Below are 16,747 nucleotides of genomic sequence, written 5' to 3' on the forward strand. Positions count from 1 at the left end.
ACCTCCTCTAATATTCCCTAACTTTATATTTATATATACCATCTTTTGATACTAAATATAAGTATTTACCATCTGTAGCAGAATTTATTACATCAAAATCAAGTTTCTCAATTATCTTTAATACTCTTCTTTCAGGAATATCTATTATGGTAATAAAATTCTTTCCAATTGTCAAAAAGTAATTTGCAACATGATGAATTTTAATATTTCCTATCCAACCTTCTCCTACATAATTTCCTTCTGTAGTACCTATATCAAAGAACAAAAATCCATAACTACGTGTAACTGACAATACTTCATTTTTGTAAATAATAGCATCAGAAATATCTATACTTTTGTTTTCAAGCTGAGGAACATTTAAAAGAAGTTCTAATTTTGGAACATAAATCTGCTTGTTTGTATAAAAAATCAAATAGTTGTTATCAACTTTAATCCTTCCATATTGTCCTTTCAAATCCACAATTTTATTACCACGTGGATCCCAGAAACTTATCATCTCTCCTGCTTGAACAGCAGTATAAACCCCTTCAGCTGTTGCAAGAAAATCCGAAACATATACAATATTATATTTCTTTTTAATTGCTGGACTATAGAAATATATCTCGTTAGCAGTTCTAAATGAAACTCCATCAAAAGTTTCTTTTAAGTTTAAAATTGGTCCATCCATTAATTTAGTTCCATTTGCAAATAGTCCATCAGGCCCACCTGTATAAACCACAGACTTGTAAATTGCTATTTGGTTTCCAGGATAATCTAACTTTTCTTCAGGTTCTACAACAATTGAATCTGAAATAGTTGCACCAGAAAACCTATAAGGAATTAATTTAGAAAGATATACTTCTTTTTCCTTTTCAGTTTGAGAAACATATTCTCTATACGTATCATCCTTATATTCAGGAACTTTAATCTCATCAAAAGTAAAGAATTCTTTTAACTTTTCTATAAACTCACTTTTTGAATAAAATGTATAAGCATCGCCGTCTATTTGAACAAGTTGAACCCCATCAAGTGCTGCAGAATCAACAGAAACTATTCCATCGCCTTGGCCCTTAATCAATTCCGGATAGAATTTTGCAAGACCACTTCCTGTAATATCTATCCCAAGCGGAGGTCTTGTACCCATAAATGAAACCACTTTTACAGAGTCTGGAAACTTGAAATTTTCAAACTTTTTTAGTAACTGAGAGTTAGGTAATATCTCATTCCAATACGTATTTACGGTTTCTAAATATGTAAAAATATGAGTTTGAACCGAAGATACTATATTTTCATCCAAATTATAGACTTTTGAAAGTGCACTTGGGTTTTTACCATATAAAAGTGATGCAAAATACACAGGGTTTGAAATATTAGTTCCCTTAAATGGGACAGATACAAATGCAATTCTTCTTATATTATCTATCTCTGGATGTAAAAGTAATGTATAAGCAACTATTAATCCACCTATGTCTTGTGCTACAATATCAAATTTAAAGTTCTTAAATCTCTTTAATTCAGTAGCTAGCCTTTCTGCTTCAAATTCTATGTAGCTTTTTAGTTCGGATCTTTTAAAGTAATCTGTAACCATATCTTGATATAACTTTGAGCGCACTTCATATAATGGATAATTGTAAAGCATTATCGTTCTATTTGAAAATGCAACAGACCAGAAATTTAAATCAGAACTTTCATCAGATTTAAAATATCCTTTAAAGTTTCTATCTGTTCCAGGAACTATTAATATTGCAGGTTCTGGGCTCAACTTTTCAACTAAAACTTTAATACCTAGTTCTTGTTTTTTTGGAGTTAAAGCTACAACTCCAATCTTAGAGCTGTGAAAAGACTTAGCTTCAACAAAATATCCTTTCTCATCATAGCCAATGTAGCATCCAGGAAAAATTCTAAATGCATTCCCATCATCTGGAATGTAGGCAAGTGCAACATTGTTATAATCAATACCCAGAAAATATTTTGCTGGAAAATAATATCTAAAAGTCATGGGAACATACGAAAAATCAGTTTTCCCGTCAGCTGGTTTAACATCGTAAACTACATCTATAAAGGGAGCCGAGGAAAAAATTTCGGGGTTTGAATCCTTAGTTAAAGGAATAAGGTTGAATTTTTTTTCATATGGAAACGCTCCCTTTGGAATATTTACATGTAAATTCTCTATAATAGTTATTTCCTGGTTTGGTTTAATTTCTATTGCATTCTTGCTTAATATTCTAGAAAGCAAGATAGACAAAGCAACAGCAATTATAACTATTGAAATAGTTAAAATAAACAAAACTTTTCTTCTATAAAACGATTTTAAAAACTCAATTACTTTATTTAATTTTAATTTTTCTTTTAACATTGTAAAAAATGGAGAAATTTTTTCAAGTATTTTTTTTAAAAATCCCATTAATTATCCCCCTGTGAACCTTTTTTAAATCTTCTTTTAAATTCTTCAATGTCTAAATTTTCAACAAATTTTTTAAATTCTTCATCTTCATCATCAAATTTTTCACCTTCAAAATTTACTGTATGTGTGTTTACAAGTTCATTGGAAACATATATTGGACTTGATGTCTTTAGAGCTAAAATTATTGCATCAGATGGCCTTGCATCAAACTCTATGTAATGTCCTTCCTCTTCTTCTTCAGGAATTGTTAAATCTTTCAATACAACTCTTGCAAAAAACGTATTATTCTCAATTCTATTTATGTAAACTCTCTCTACTTTTGCTTCAAGGCCTTCAATTATATTAATCATCAAATCGTGTGTAAGCGGTCTTTCAAATTCTGTATTTTCAAGCATCAATGCCAATATACTTGCCTCACAAGCTCCTATCCAAATTGGTAATATCTTATTTGTCCCCTCTATCCCCAAAATAACAACAGGTGCGTTGTTTAATTTATCAAGAACAACCGCTTTAACTGTTGCTTTTTTCACTTAAATTCCTCCCCTCCAAAAATTTCACACCTTCTATAATAACATTCCTTACATACTCCCTTAATTCCTCTTCACTATCAAATTGATTTGGATCAACTAGCTCATGGATTTTTATATAAATAGGTTTCCTTCTAATAATTAAGCTTTTCTTAGGCAAAACCTCATGCGCGCCCCATATAGAAACTGGTAAAATTTTTACTTTGTACTTATATGAAATCTCTAAACTTCTATTTTTAAAAGGCAAAATACTTCCATCTGGACTTCTTGTACCTTCAGGAAATAAAATAAAGTGAACTCCTTCATTTAATTTTTTTACAACTTCTTTTAATGCCATCGCCGTTTTTCTAATATTTCCGCGCTCAATTAACACGCTACCTAAATATTTTAAAAACCAATTTATTCCAGGTACCTTTCCAAGTTCTTTTTTTGCAATAAACGCAACAGGGTCCACATACCCTATAATGAGTGGAATATCAAGAGCACTTTGATGATTGGCTACAACCAAATAATTTTCCCCTATCTCAGGTTTTTCACCATACACGTGTACCTTAATTCCTAACAGTTTAAAAGCCATTCTTCCAAAAGTTTCAATTTGCCCTACCACAAAACGTCTCGATAAGTTTTTATTAAAAAGACCTATTAAAAAACCTATTAACAATACAATTGCACCGTAAAAAACAATATATATTACTGCACCTATAAGAAAATATAAAGTATACAAGAAACTCCCTATTTTTCTCATAGCTTCCTCCCTATAACATGCTTTTCAATATTTTCAAATGCTTTTTCTTCTAAATTTGAAAGTTCAGTTAATTTACTTTCTAAATCTTCTATCTCTTTTATAGAAGATTTTGTTGCTGGATTTTTAGGTGCGAAAACAACACAACTATCAAGATACGGTTGTATGGAAATTTCGTAGCTTCCTATTTCCTTTGCTTTTTCTACGATATCCATTTTTTCAAAACCAATTAAAGGTCTCAGAATCGGTAAGTTAGAAGCAGCCTCTATAGTATGTAAGTTTTCTAACGTTTGACTTGCAACCTGACCTACATTTTCTCCTGTTATAATTGCTTTTGCTTTAATTTTTTTTGCCAGTTTATTTGCTATTCTCATCATACTCCGTCTTTGTATTATAAGTGAATATCTATCTGGCGCATTTGCTTTTATATATTGCTGAACAGGGGTAAATGGAACAATCCAAGTTTTTAAATTATCTGGGATATATTTAGACAAAATATTCGACAACTCTAGAATCTTATTTTTTGACTTTTCACTAGTAAATGGTGGACTCAAAAAGCTTAAAGTTTCAATTAAAATTCCTCTTTTCATCATATACCAACCGGCAACTGGGCTATCAATCCCACCACTTAAAAGCAAAATTGCCTTTCCAGAGCTTCCGACCGGAAGACCTCCATTCAATTTTTCTTTTCCAACAAAAACAAATACTTCCTTTTCTTTAACTTCAATACCAACAATTATATCTGGATTGTGAACATCCACTGATAATTCTTTAAAATTTTCCAAAACAAAGGCACCAATGTGAGCGCTAAGTTCTTGAGAGTTCATAGGAAATTGTTTATATGATCTCTTTGTTTGTACTTTAAAAGTTTTTTCGTTCTTTAATTTTAATTTCAAAAGCTTTAAAACAGCTTCTTTAATTTCATTTAAATCATGCGAAACGGCATATGCAAAGCTAAAATTTTGGATACCAAACACATACTTTAACCTTTCTTTAATTTCATCAAAATCCATGTCTTTAAGTCTTATAATTATTCTTCCATACCTTTTATTTATTTCAGGCGGTCTTGCAATCTTTCTAATATTATCTATTAATTTTTTCTCAAAATAGCCTCTATTTTTACCTTTCAGTCCAATTTCTGAATACCTTACTACAACAACTGATTCCATCTTTTTCCTCCTTTCCCTCAGATAATATTTTACCACAAATATTATAATAGTTATATGTTTTACCAACTTAGACTAAACTAACCAACATTGACAAACCTAATTAAAAATAATATAATATTATTGAAATTGATAATCATTATCAATAATAAAAAATGGAGGTGTACATATGGCAAGCTTTATAATCACTTTCAGGGAAGCTCTTGAAGCAGTACTTATAGTCAGTATTATTTTTGCATTTTTAAACAAAAACAAACTCCTCAGCTACAAAAAACATGTCTATTTAGGGATAACACTCGGAATTGTATCAAGCATTATATTCGGTATGATATTAGGTACACTTGAAGAACACTTTGCTGAAGCATTCGAAGGTATATTCTCTTTAATCGGTGCTTTTCTTATAACAACACTAATACTGTGGCTTCATAAAAATAAAAATTTTGGCAAAGAAATCCAAAATAAGCTTAATAATTCATTAAATAAAAATTTTGGAATAACTTTAATACTACTTGTTACCGTAAACATCCTTAGAGAAGGTTTTGAAACTGTTATTTTTCTATCTGCAATACCTGGTGATGCATATATTATTTATGCAATATTAGGTATAGTAGTAGCTTTAGTACTTGGATATCTTCTCTATATCGGAATACTAAAAGTAAATATTTCTATTTTCTTTACAGTTACAAATGTCCTTTTAATTTTATTTGCAGCAGGACTAATTGCTTATGGTATTCATGAACTTCAGGAAGCAGGCTGGTTTCCTATAATCATAGAGCATATTTATGATATTAATTCATTCATAAATGAAAAAGGTACATTTGGCGGATTTTTAAAAACACTCTTTGGATACAATGGAAACCCATCACTAATTGAATTTATTGCATACTGGACTTATCTTATACCTTCTATGTTTCTTGCTTTTAGAAAAAAAGAAATAAAAAATAATACTAATTGATAAAAAAATTATTAATTAAAGTAAAATGGCTTTGGTGTTACACCAAAGCCATTTATTAAAATATAATACATCACAAATAAATACATAATTTACTCAATCAACGCACATTTACTATAGGAAATTTAAAATCATTAACTGTAACTAAAATATAATCAAATATTAATAATAAAAATTTACGTTGCTTTATTTTTTCTAGAATGTCGTCTTAATACTTTTGTAACTAATTTCAAAAGAACTCTTTTTTACTAGCTTCTCATTTTTGATATTGTAAAGTTCATGTTAATGAATTAAAATCCTCACAATTTTTAAGTGATGTTTCCAACTATGAATTTAAACAAAAGCTCATAAATACTACATTTAACTTATCGTTCACTTTCACTCAAAGGTTTTGTTACTTTTTCTTGTTATATTTATTTATGAGGATAGTTATAGGTTTAGAATCTACCTATGAGGAATGAAAACTAAATGACATCCACGATGCCATCGTAATTTTTCATTACTGTTTAGAATCTACCTATGAGGAATGAAAACAGGTAGTCCGTTTCGGGTCTGATCATGTATTCTTTTGTTTAGAATCTACCTATGAGGAATGAAAACTCTTACCATAATCACACCTCCATACCATGTTTTTATTTTTCTGGTTTAGAATCTACCTATGAGGAATGAAAACCTTTAGTAATTCAGACCTCCAACCAGGCCGAGACATAATAGCAGTTTAGAATCTACCTATGAGGAATGAAAACTCTTCTACAGTTCCCATCCCACCCACCAGGTTTTCTGTTTAGAATCTACCTATGAGGAATGAAAACAACATCAACAATGATTAAAATATCTTCAAAGTCATTGTTTTCGTTTAGAATCTACCTATGAGGAATGAAAACATTCATATTCTGTATCGCCTAACAATACGGTTGGATGGTTTAGAATCTACCTATGAGGAATGAAAAACAAAAAATATGACTCATATTGTTTATCATCTCCTTTCAAAGTTTAGAATCTACCTATGAGGAATGAAAACCACCCGTCCTTAAGTTATTAAACAATCTTTCAATTGCGTTTAAAATCTACCTATGAGGAATGAAAACTAGAATTCATAAAATACATTCAGTGGCATTGCATTTAAGTGTTTAGAATCTAGCTATGAGGAATGAAAAATGCATAGTCCAAATTTTTCAAACTATTCTCACTTTTTTCTTTTAAAATATAGTTATGAAAATTTATGTATTGATTCTCATAGAAAAGTTTCATTAAAAATTTCTAATAAAAAGAAAGCTCCATTCTTGTCTAGACAAGAATGGAGCTTTTTCCTTTTTAAATAATTTTTATAATTACCCAGCTAAATACTTTCCACACTTTCAACTGGATAATCAATTTCAGATAATTTTGCTTTTACATTTTCTAGGTTTTCGGTTTCAATTTCAACAGTTTTACTTTCTAATTTAACCTCAAAGTTTTTTTCACCTAGCTCTTCTAATGCTTTAGTTATTCTCATAACACAATGTTTACAAGACATATCTGGTACTTTCAAAATAAATTTACCCATAAAAATCACTCCTTTTTAAAATCTTCCTTTCATGATTAATCCTTTTTTTCTTTCGTACTCTTCTTCTGTTATTTCACCTTTTGCAAGTTTTTCATTTAATATTTTTAAAGCTGAATCTTCAAATTCACCTTTAAAAGATGGTTTAAAAGTTTTAAATATAATATATAGTATTACTGCTAAAAGAATCAGTCCAAAAAGCATCATAATAAAACCTCCTCCCGGATAAAATCTCAAAAATGGGTTCCATAAGTAGCACATTAAAATCACCTCCTAAATACAACAAGAATACTTACTAGAAAATACTTTTGCATATCTTCTTTCATTAATCTTTGAAGAATTCAATATTACTGTAATAGAGCTAAAGGCCATTGCAGCCTCTGCAATTGCTGGATGAAGAAGTCCAAGCATTGCCATTGGAATAGCTATAATATTGTAAAAAAATGCCCAGAAAAGATTTTGCTTTATAACTTTAAAAGTCAAGTTTGAAATATAAATTGCATCAACTATCTTTGAAATCCCTTCTTTAGTTATAATAATATCCGCATTATCTATTGCAAGATCCGTTCCACTACCTATAGCAATTCCTACATCTGCACCTTTTAAAGCCGCTGCATCGTTCATTCCATCTCCAACCATTAAAACTTTATTACCTTCTACTTGGTATTTTCTAACTATCTCAAGCTTTTCATCCGGTTTTACTTGAGAATGAACTTTTTCAATACCTACCTTTTCTGCTACTATTTTTGCAGTCTTTTCATTATCACCTGTTACCATAACTGGAATTACATTCATGCTCTTTAAATTTTCAATTGCAATTTTTGAGTCCTGCCTTATTGGATCCTCTATTGCAATATAACCAACAATCTCTGAATCTTGTCTTACTTCAACAACAGTATAACCTTCTTTTAAAAGAGTTTCGTACCTTGAATAATCTTCAGGCTTTCCAACAAAGTATTCTTTTTCATCATATTTTGCAACAACTCCTTTTCCACTTATTTCTTTTATATCTTTGATTTCTACATATTTATCTGAAATCTTTGATATCGCTTTTGCAAGCGGATGATTAGAATTTTTTTCAATCGATGCAACTATTTTTTTTACTTCTTCCTCTAAATTTGTATCAACAACAGCAGGATTACCCTGAGTAATAGTTCCAGTTTTATCCATCAATACAACTTTTACATCTTTCATCGTTTGTATTGCCTCGGCATTTCTTATCAAAAGACCTTTTTTAGCTGAAAGTGAAGTTCCTGTTATTAAGGCCATAGGTGTTGCAAGGCCAAGAGCACAAGGACAGGCAATTACAACTGTTGCAACAAATGCAAATATAGCAAACGAAAGAGGATCATTTGTACTTAAAATCCAAGGTAATATTTTTCTAGCACTCTCAACTAGCGAATAAAATTTATCAAACCCAAAATACCAGAAAATACCACTTAAAACAGCAAGAGTAATAATTGTAGGTACGAACCAATTTGTGATTCTATCAGCCAGTGCTTGAATAGGAACTTTAGCACCTTGTGCTTCTTGAATTAACTGGATCATTTTAGAAAGGAATGTATCTTCACCCGTCTTAGTAACTTTAATCTTTAAAATCCCAGTCAAATTGAGTGCTCCGCCGACTACTTCATCGTTTTCCTTCTTCTCAACTGGCATTGATTCTCCAGTAACTACTGACTCATCAACACCTGAAGAACCTTCAATAACTATGCCATCGACCGGTATTCTCTCACCAGGTTTTACAACAACTACCATGTTTTCTTTTACTGCCTCGATTGGTAAAAATAATTCTTCACCATTTAAAACAACCCTTGCTTCTCTAGCTTGAAGACTAAGCAATTTTTTTATTTCTTTTGTTGCTCTGTCTCTAAGATAAGATTCAATAAACCTTCCTAAAAGATGAAAAGAAATTATCATTGTGCCAATTGCACCAAAAGAAGCAATCTCAAAACCAAAAAGTGCTAAAACTGAAGTAAGCCATGAGGTTAATGCTCCAAAAAATATCAGTGTATCCATATTAGTATGCTTGTGGGTAAGTGCAATCCACGCACCTTTTATAGTATTTTTCCCTGCAACAAATGTTACAAATGCTCCACCAACTACTTCAAGCAACACAAAATAAGGAATTTTTACAAAAAACATGTTAATTATCATCAAAATTGATATAGGAATAGTAACAGCTAAAGCCATTATTAAATTTTTCTTTATCTGTCTAAATCTTTTTTCTTCAATTTGTTCTGGCTTTTCAGTTGATACTCCATATCCTACACTCTCAACCAACTTCTTTACTTTTTCAAGATCAATATTATCATTGCCGACAACAAATGCTGTATTTGTTGCTAAATTAACTGATGCAAATTTAATATTTTCATCTTTTGAAAGTACTTTCTCAACAGTTCTGGCACAATTTGCACAGGTCATACCTGTAACCGAAAAAGTTATCTTTTTTTCAGACATTAAATCACCACCTTATACAATTTTATTCAGATAAGAGATAACATCCTCTAATTCTTTTATTTTTTCCTCGATCTCTTGTGGATCATCCGAAAAAGCTGCACTTTTTACACAAGTTTCAAGATGCGAATTTAAAACTTGAACATTTGCTTTCTTTAAAAGCGAAATAGCAGCAAGGATCTGCTTTGAAATATCAATACAATACCTGTTTTCTTCAATCATCTTTATTACCGCATCAATTTGCCCTCTTGCATTTTTTAACGTTCTTAATGCATCTTTATGTTTCATACTATACCCTCCCCCTATCGGTACGGTCTGACTTAATTATAATACATAAATTTAATTATGTCAAATAAAAAATGCCCTGAAAGAAACATTCAGGGCACTTAAAAATGTAAGAAAATTAAATTTTAAGCGTACGCTCCTAAAAATTGACTCTTGTAAAGTTCTGCATAAAATCCATTTTTCTTCATCAATTCATCATGTGTTCCTTTTTCTATTATCTGGCCTTCATTCATTACCAATATAATATCTGCATCTCTAATTGTTGAAAGTCTGTGTGCAATAACAAAATTTGTTCTACTATGCATTAATCTTTTCATAGCTCTTTGAATTAATTTTTCAGTTAAAGTATCAACATTACTTGTTGCCTCATCTAAAATCAATATTTCCGGGTCTGCAATAAACGCTCTTGCTATAGTAATCAACTGTTTTTCACCTTGAGAGATATTATTAGCATCTTCATTTATAACTGCATCATATCCACCAGGCAGTGCCATAATAAAGTGGTGTGCATGCGCAAGCTTTGCAGCATTAATTATTTCCTCTTCAGTAGCACTTTCCTTTCCATAAGCAATATTTTCCCTTATTGTTCCATTAAACAACCATGTATCCTGAAGTACCATACCAAATGTCCTTCTAAGGTTATCTCTTCTAATCTTTCTAATATCAATTCCATCAACTGTAATCCTTCCACCTTGAATTTCATAAAATCTCATCAACAAGTTTACAAGAGTCGTTTTTCCTGCACCTGTAGGTCCAACTATTGCCACAGTCTGTCCACTCTTAACATCGATATTTAGATCTTCAATAAGTTTTTTATCTTCTCTATAACTAAAATATACATGCTCAAATTTTACGTTTCCGTCAACTTTTTCAAGTTCAATTGCATCCTCTGGATCAGGAAGTTCCTCTTCTTCATCCAGTATTTCAAAAACCCTTTCTGCTGCTGCAAGTGTAGATTGAATCATATTCATTATATTTGCAACCTGTGAAATTGGTTGATTAAATTGTTGTGCATACTGAATAAATGCTTGAACATCGCCAAGATGTATAGCCTTTTTAGTTACCATTATCCCTCCAACAACCGAAACAATTACGTATCCTAAATTTCCAACAAATCTCATAACAGGCATTGTAATACCAGAGACAAATTGTGCCTTCCATGCAACATCATATAACTTTTCATTGTACTCTTCAAACTTTTTAATACTCTCCTCTTCTTTGTTGTATGCTTTAACAACAACAAGCCCACTAAACATTTCTTCAACATGACCATTTACATTTCCAAGATAAACTTGTTGACTTTTAAAGTATTTCTGAGATTTCTTAACAATAAAGACTATAAATCCAACACTAATAGGTAAAGTAACCACTGTAACAAGTGTAAGTAAAGGACTTATAGTAAGCATCATAACAATTACACCAACGATAGTAACAATTGAAGTTATAAGTTGAGTTAAACTCTGATTTAAAGTATTACTAATTAAATCAACATCGTTTGTTACCCTACTTAGAATCTCTCCATGCGTTCTTGAATCATAAAATTTTAATGGAAGCTTTGAAAGTTTCTCCATAACATCTGTTCTAAGCTTTTTAACTACTTTTTGTGAGACTCCAGCCATCACATATTGCTGGATATACATAAATAATGCAAAAAGACCATATAATATTCCAACATTAATTAATATTTTCAGTATTCCATCAAGATCAATCTTTGCTTTAGGAAATATCCTTTTTGCCATGTATCCTTGAAATAGCTTTGTAGTAGCTTTTCCAAGAACTTTTGGGGCAATAATACTAAATATAGTACCAGCAATCGCCATTGCTAAAACGATAATTATTGGCACCATGTAAGGTTTTAAATAGACCATTAATCTTTTCAACGCCTTTTTAAAATCTTTTGGTTTTTCTACGGCTGCTCTAATTGGTCCACCTGGCCCTCCTCTATGTCCTCTTGCAGGTCTCTGAATTTTTTCGCTCATGCTATCTCCTCCTCTGAAAGTTGAGAAGAAACTATTTCTCTATACACTTCACATGATTTCATTAATTCCTTGTGCGTTCCTATTCCAACAACTTTTCCTTTATCAAGCACTATTATTTTATCTGCATTCATAACAGTTGCTACCCTCAAAGATACAATTATTTTAGTAGCATCTTTTAACTTTTCTCTAAGTTCTCTTCTAAGCTTTGCATCGGTTTTAAAGTCAAGTGCCGAAAAACTATCATCAAATATATAAATTTTTCTCTTACCAACAATTCCGCGAGCAATTGCAAGTCTTTGCTTTTGCCCTCCAGAAAGATTTGTTCCACCTTGAGAAACTTGAGTTTTAATACCATCAGGAAGCTTTGATACAAAATCCCAAGCCTGCGCAGTCTTTAAAGCCTCGATTATTTCTTCTTCAGTTGCATCTTCTTTTCCAATCCTTACATTTTCCTCTATAGTACCTGAAAATATCACAGGCCTTGAAGGGGTAAATGAAATCATATCACGTAAATCTTTTTGAGATAGCTCTTTTATATTCACATCATCGATTAAAATTTCACCACTTGTTACATCATAAAATCTCATTAAAAGCTTTACTAATGTACTTTTTCCAGAACCTGAACTACCAATAATTCCTACAACCTCTCCAGGATTAATTTCAAAATTAACATTTTCAATAGCAGGTTCTTTTCCACCTTCATAATAAAAAGTAACATTTTTAAATTCTACCTTTCCCATACCTTCTAATTTTTTTGGAGTTTCTATATCTTTTATCCTTTCTTTTTCATTTAAAACTTGGGCTACCCTTTCAGCAGATGCTGACGCCCTTGGCAAGAATATAAACACAACAGAAATCATTATAAATGAAAACATAATCTGCATAATATATTGCATTACAGCCATCATAGTTCCAACTTCAAGAGTTCCTTTATCTATCTGAATTGCACCAATCCAAATCAAAAAGATAATAGTAAAATTCATTATTAAAAGAATTAGTGGAAAAACCAACGCAAAAATTCTATTTACCTTCAATGCTGTACTTGTTAAGTCTTCATTTGCTACCTCAAACCTCTTTTTTTCATACTCTGTTTTTGCAAATGCCCTTATAACCCTAACACCGGTTAAATTTTCTCTCAAAACTCTGTTTAAATTATCTAATTTTTTTTGCATAGATTTAAAAAGTGGCATACTATATTTCACTATAAAATACATAACAACAAACATGATAGGAAGGGAAACTAATAAAACCATAGTCAATTTAGGACTTTTTGAAATTGCCATTATTGTTCCACCAATAGCCATAACAGGGGCTAATGTAAACATACGAAGCATCATAAACACTACAGTCTGTATCTGTGTAATATCATTTGTATTTCTATTAATAAGTGTCGCAACACCATATTTGTCAACTTCGTTCAACGAAAAATTCATAACTTTTCTGTAGACATGACTTCTTAAATCTCTTCCAAATCCCATAGCAACTTTTGAAGCAAAGTACGCTGAAATAATTGCCGCAGTAATGTTTAAAAGAGTTACAAATAGCATTTTCCATCCAACACTTAAAATGTAATCCACATTCCCACGACTTACACCTTTGTTAACAATATCTCCCATCAAATCTGGTAAGTAAAGATTTAAAATAGCTTGAACAACGACAAAAATGACTGCTAAAATTATCAAAAATGTATACTTTCTAAGATACTTAAAAATGCTTTTCATCCTTCATCGCCTCCAAATTCAAAAGTATCTTTTTCAATAATCTTTCCAAAAGTTCCATCTCCTCATTTGTGAAATTTTCAAAACTTTGTCTTTCAAATTCCTTTAATTTTTTAAAAATTTTCTCAACTATTTTTAGTGCTTTTTCGGTTAAATAAACATGATAAAATCTTCTATCATTTTCATCTTGAATTTTTTTCACAAACCCAGACTTCTCCATTCTTCTAAGCATAATTGCAACTGTAGAAGTTGAAAGCATAACTTTTTCTGCTAAATCTTTCTGCGAAATTCCTGGATTTTTTTTAACAATAAATAATATTGGAATCTGACCTGGATGAATCTTGTATTTATCCATCTCGCTTTTCAAAATTTGAAATTTTAATCTTTCTATATCAGAAAAAAGTAAAAAAGTAGAAGAAAATTCAAAATTATCCACCACTTTCCACCTCCGATAGTTTTACATAAAACTATTTTATATCAAACTATTTATTTTGTCAATAAAAAAAGTGCCGGATTGTACCGGCACTAAAAAGTAATAGCTTAAAAGATTATCTTGAAATAGGCTTTAAAGAATCTCTATATATGGAAGCAATTGTCTTTTCATCCGCTTTTATAGGAGCCATGCTTAGTAACAAATCAAGAGAAGGAGTTTCAAGTGCAAGTTTTGTTAACTTTTTTACATCATTTTCTGTAAAGCCCATATCCTCTAATTTTTCAGTCACACCCAAATTAAACAACCATTTTTCAATTCCAGCAGCAATTTTTTCCGCTTCTCCTGGAACACCCTTTAGTCCTGGCACAATTGGTTCATATATATCTGCTAAAACTTCTGGTTTTGCAACATATATATGTTTAACAACTGCTGGAAGTAGCATTGCAAGGCCAAGTCCATGTGCTAAATCGGGTTTTACAGCGCTCAATGGATGTTCAAGTGCATGTGTAAAATGAAGCATTCCATTATCAAACGATATACCAGCTATTGCTGATGCATACAAAAGATAATATCTTGCTGTTAAATCATCCGGATGTGCAACTGTTTGAGGAAGATATCTAGCAATAAGCCTTATTGTTTCTTTTGCAAGCAATATTGAGTATGGGCTTGCCAATAAAGTTGTTGCTGCCTCTGTAACATGGTTTACTGCATCTATTGAGGTAAATATTGTTTGACTCTTTGGTAGTGTAACCATTAATTGTGGATCATCAATTGCATAAAACGGATAAATACAATCGTATGCAATTGCTGGTTTGTACTCTTTTTCAAGAATTGAAGCAACAGCAAATCTATCTACTTCAGTTCCTGTTCCATGTGTTGTATTTATTGCAATTATTGGTTTTGCTTTCTCTGGACTAAACAAACCTTCATAAAGTTCCTCAGCAGTTTTTTCAGGATATTCGAGCAAAATAGCAACACTTTTTGCCGTATCAATTGGACTTCCTCCACCAATTCCAATTACTGCTTGTGCACCATTTTGCAAACCTAACTTTGTTGCCTCATTAATCTGTATGGTCGTTGGATTTGGAGAAACATCTTCGTAAATTACATATTTAAATCCTCTTGCTTTTAATTCCGGTTCAATCGCATCCCAGGCACCGGTTACTTTGTATGCTATTTTATCTGTGACAAAAATCACATTATCAATACCTTGTGCTTTTAAGTTATCAAGAATATCAGAAATCTTTTTTATAGCGCCTACACCAAAATAACATGTTGTTTTACATCTTAATTCAAATACATTATAAACATCCATTTTACTTTCCCACATAATTTCACCTCCTGTGAACATTTTCACAATTATTATAACACTTTGAAAATCCTTTTAAATTAAAACCATTTGAACTTTTCGTTAATTTTTTCACGAAATGAACATTTTTATTTGAATAATAAAAAAATTATTTGTTAGTTTTTTGTCTATAATTAAAAAATAAATTTTTAAAGGCACGTGTATTATTTATTAATTACCATATATTGGTGGTTTTAAGATTAATGTAAAAGAAAATTATAATAAATGTAAATTATACTATATATTTTTTTGATAGAATATTTTCGAACTTCAACAAAGGAGGAGGGGGATTATGAAAAAGTTTTTTACAATACTCTTACTTACTATTTTGTCTATTTCAATGATTTATGGAAAAGGTTTTAAGATCGAAAAAGTTAGTTTTGAAACATTAAGAGAAAATTATTTTTCAAATTTGAACTTTACTAGTTTTTTAAACTCTTCAAATCAATTTTTTCTATATTCTGAATCTAAAAAAACTCTTTTATCAGTAAAAATTAACATACTTTCAGCTTTCAACCCAGAGGAAATCTACATAGAAGAGTATTTAAAAAATATAGATTTCAATATTGAAAACTTTAAAATTATTGACTTTGAACATAAGAGTTTTACTTTGTATTCAGGCAATAAAATATTTAAAATCTCAGATTCTGGTAATGTAATCTCAACAAATAAGATAAATATTGATCTTGGAAAACTTCCATTAATTAAGAAAATTGACGAAGATAAATATTTTATAGTGGATAAAAAATTCTATACTGTTTCTTCTTCTGGAACTGTTTTAGACTCTTTTGTTAATATAAAAACTTCCGAATTTATTATAAAACCTACCAACATAGTAAATTTTGCAACATCTGATTATGACCTTTACTTTATTACAGACAAAAACAGTATTATATCTTATAATCCTTTAACAAAAATGGGGGAAATTATATTAAAAGAATTTAATAATGGAAGAATTAAAAATATTGCAGTTGAACCATATACAAATTCTATATTTATATCCTTCACAAATAACGATCAAGATATGTCAATTGGCTACCTCGATCTTAAAGAGCAAGTCGTTATAGTAATAGATAATGAAAAAGTAAGTGATTTCTTAGGAATTTTAATTAACAAAGGCTTTTTATGTGTAATTAAGAAAGATGGATACAAAGTCTTTTCTGTTTTGGATTTAGTTAAATAAACATTTAAAATAGGGGGAGGGAAAATATTCA

14 protein-coding genes and 1 CRISPR repeat array are annotated in these 16,747 nt (G+C 30.5%); of the genes, 2 read left to right on the top strand and 12 right to left on the bottom strand.

Annotated elements, in window-relative coordinates; genetic code table 11:
• Window positions 1–7: 7 nt before the first annotated feature.
• From HNP65_RS04070 to thiI, 4 genes are read right to left on the bottom strand one after another with little or no spacing between them, the layout of a single operon-like run.
• Window positions 8–2,383, bottom strand: a complete 2,376-nt coding sequence (locus tag HNP65_RS04070; RefSeq protein ID WP_184619056.1) for a hypothetical protein — start codon at window positions 2,381–2,383, stop codon at window positions 8–10.
• Entirely contained in the window at window positions 2,383–2,913 is a 531-nt protein-coding gene (locus HNP65_RS04075; RefSeq protein WP_184619057.1) for a bifunctional nuclease domain-containing protein, read from the bottom strand. The genes HNP65_RS04070 and HNP65_RS04075 overlap by 1 nt, the downstream gene beginning before the upstream one ends.
• Complete coding sequence (locus HNP65_RS04080; protein WP_184619058.1) at window positions 2,894–3,655, bottom strand: lysophospholipid acyltransferase family protein; 762 nt, start codon at window positions 3,653–3,655, stop codon at window positions 2,894–2,896. Before HNP65_RS04080 ends, HNP65_RS04075 begins: the two co-directional genes overlap by 20 nt.
• Entirely contained in the window at window positions 3,652–4,821 is a 1,170-nt protein-coding gene (gene thiI / locus HNP65_RS04085; RefSeq protein ID WP_184619059.1) for a tRNA uracil 4-sulfurtransferase ThiI, read from the bottom strand. The genes HNP65_RS04080 and thiI overlap by 4 nt, the downstream gene beginning before the upstream one ends.
• A 166-nt stretch (window positions 4,822–4,987) precedes the next feature.
• Between thiI and HNP65_RS04090 the strand changes: the two genes are divergently transcribed.
• A complete protein-coding gene (locus HNP65_RS04090; protein ID WP_184619060.1) occupies window positions 4,988–5,773 on the top strand; it encodes an FTR1 family iron permease in 786 nt (261 codons plus the stop codon).
• 432 nt (window positions 5,774–6,205) lie between these two features.
• Window positions 6,206–6,928: direct repeats of the CRISPR family, unit length 30 nt; unit sequence GTTTAGAATCTACCTATGAGGAATGAAAAC.
• Between the two features lie 181 nt (window positions 6,929–7,109).
• Here the strand turns inward: HNP65_RS04090 and HNP65_RS04095 are convergent.
• The 8 genes from HNP65_RS04095 to HNP65_RS04130 form a co-directional block, all read right to left on the bottom strand.
• A complete protein-coding gene (locus HNP65_RS04095; RefSeq protein WP_184619061.1) occupies window positions 7,110–7,316 on the bottom strand; it encodes a heavy-metal-associated domain-containing protein in 207 nt (68 codons plus the stop codon).
• Window positions 7,317–7,331: 15 nt separating this feature from the next.
• Window positions 7,332–7,520 carry an SHOCT domain-containing protein gene (locus HNP65_RS04100; protein ID WP_246348188.1) on the bottom strand — a complete coding sequence of 63 codons (189 nt, stop codon included), beginning with the start codon at window positions 7,518–7,520 and terminating at the stop codon, window positions 7,332–7,334.
• A gap of 66 nt (window positions 7,521–7,586) precedes the next feature.
• On the bottom strand, window positions 7,587–9,773 hold the full coding sequence (locus HNP65_RS04105; RefSeq protein WP_184619063.1) for a heavy metal translocating P-type ATPase: 2,187 nt from the start codon (window positions 9,771–9,773) through the stop codon (window positions 7,587–7,589).
• Window positions 9,774–9,785: 12 nt separating this feature from the next.
• A complete protein-coding gene (locus HNP65_RS04110; RefSeq protein ID WP_184619064.1) occupies window positions 9,786–10,058 on the bottom strand; it encodes a metal-sensing transcriptional repressor in 273 nt (90 codons plus the stop codon).
• Window positions 10,059–10,180: 122 nt separating this feature from the next.
• Window positions 10,181–12,034, bottom strand: a complete 1,854-nt coding sequence (locus tag HNP65_RS04115) for an ABC transporter ATP-binding protein (protein ID WP_184619065.1) — start codon at window positions 12,032–12,034, stop codon at window positions 10,181–10,183.
• The gene (locus tag HNP65_RS04120; protein WP_184619066.1) at window positions 12,031–13,755 is read right to left on the bottom strand and encodes an ABC transporter ATP-binding protein; all 1,725 of its coding nucleotides are present in this window, start codon (window positions 13,753–13,755) and stop codon (window positions 12,031–12,033) included. The genes HNP65_RS04115 and HNP65_RS04120 overlap by 4 nt, the downstream gene beginning before the upstream one ends.
• Window positions 13,739–14,188 carry a MarR family winged helix-turn-helix transcriptional regulator gene (locus HNP65_RS04125; protein ID WP_343043463.1) on the bottom strand — a complete coding sequence of 150 codons (450 nt, stop codon included), beginning with the start codon at window positions 14,186–14,188 and terminating at the stop codon, window positions 13,739–13,741. Before HNP65_RS04125 ends, HNP65_RS04120 begins: the two co-directional genes overlap by 17 nt.
• A gap of 112 nt (window positions 14,189–14,300) precedes the next feature.
• The gene (locus tag HNP65_RS04130) at window positions 14,301–15,515 is read right to left on the bottom strand and encodes an iron-containing alcohol dehydrogenase (RefSeq protein ID WP_184619068.1); all 1,215 of its coding nucleotides are present in this window, start codon (window positions 15,513–15,515) and stop codon (window positions 14,301–14,303) included.
• Window positions 15,516–15,825: 310 nt separating this feature from the next.
• Here HNP65_RS04130 and HNP65_RS09770 point away from each other — a divergent pair, with 310 nt between their 5' ends.
• Window positions 15,826–16,716, top strand: a complete 891-nt coding sequence (locus tag HNP65_RS09770; protein ID WP_246348189.1) for a hypothetical protein — start codon at window positions 15,826–15,828, stop codon at window positions 16,714–16,716.
• The last annotated feature ends 31 nt before the right edge of the window (window positions 16,717–16,747 follow it).

This window comes from Thermosipho japonicus (assembly GCF_014201655.1).
GTDB classification, from domain to species: Bacteria; Thermotogota; Thermotogae; order Thermotogales; family Fervidobacteriaceae; genus Thermosipho; species Thermosipho japonicus.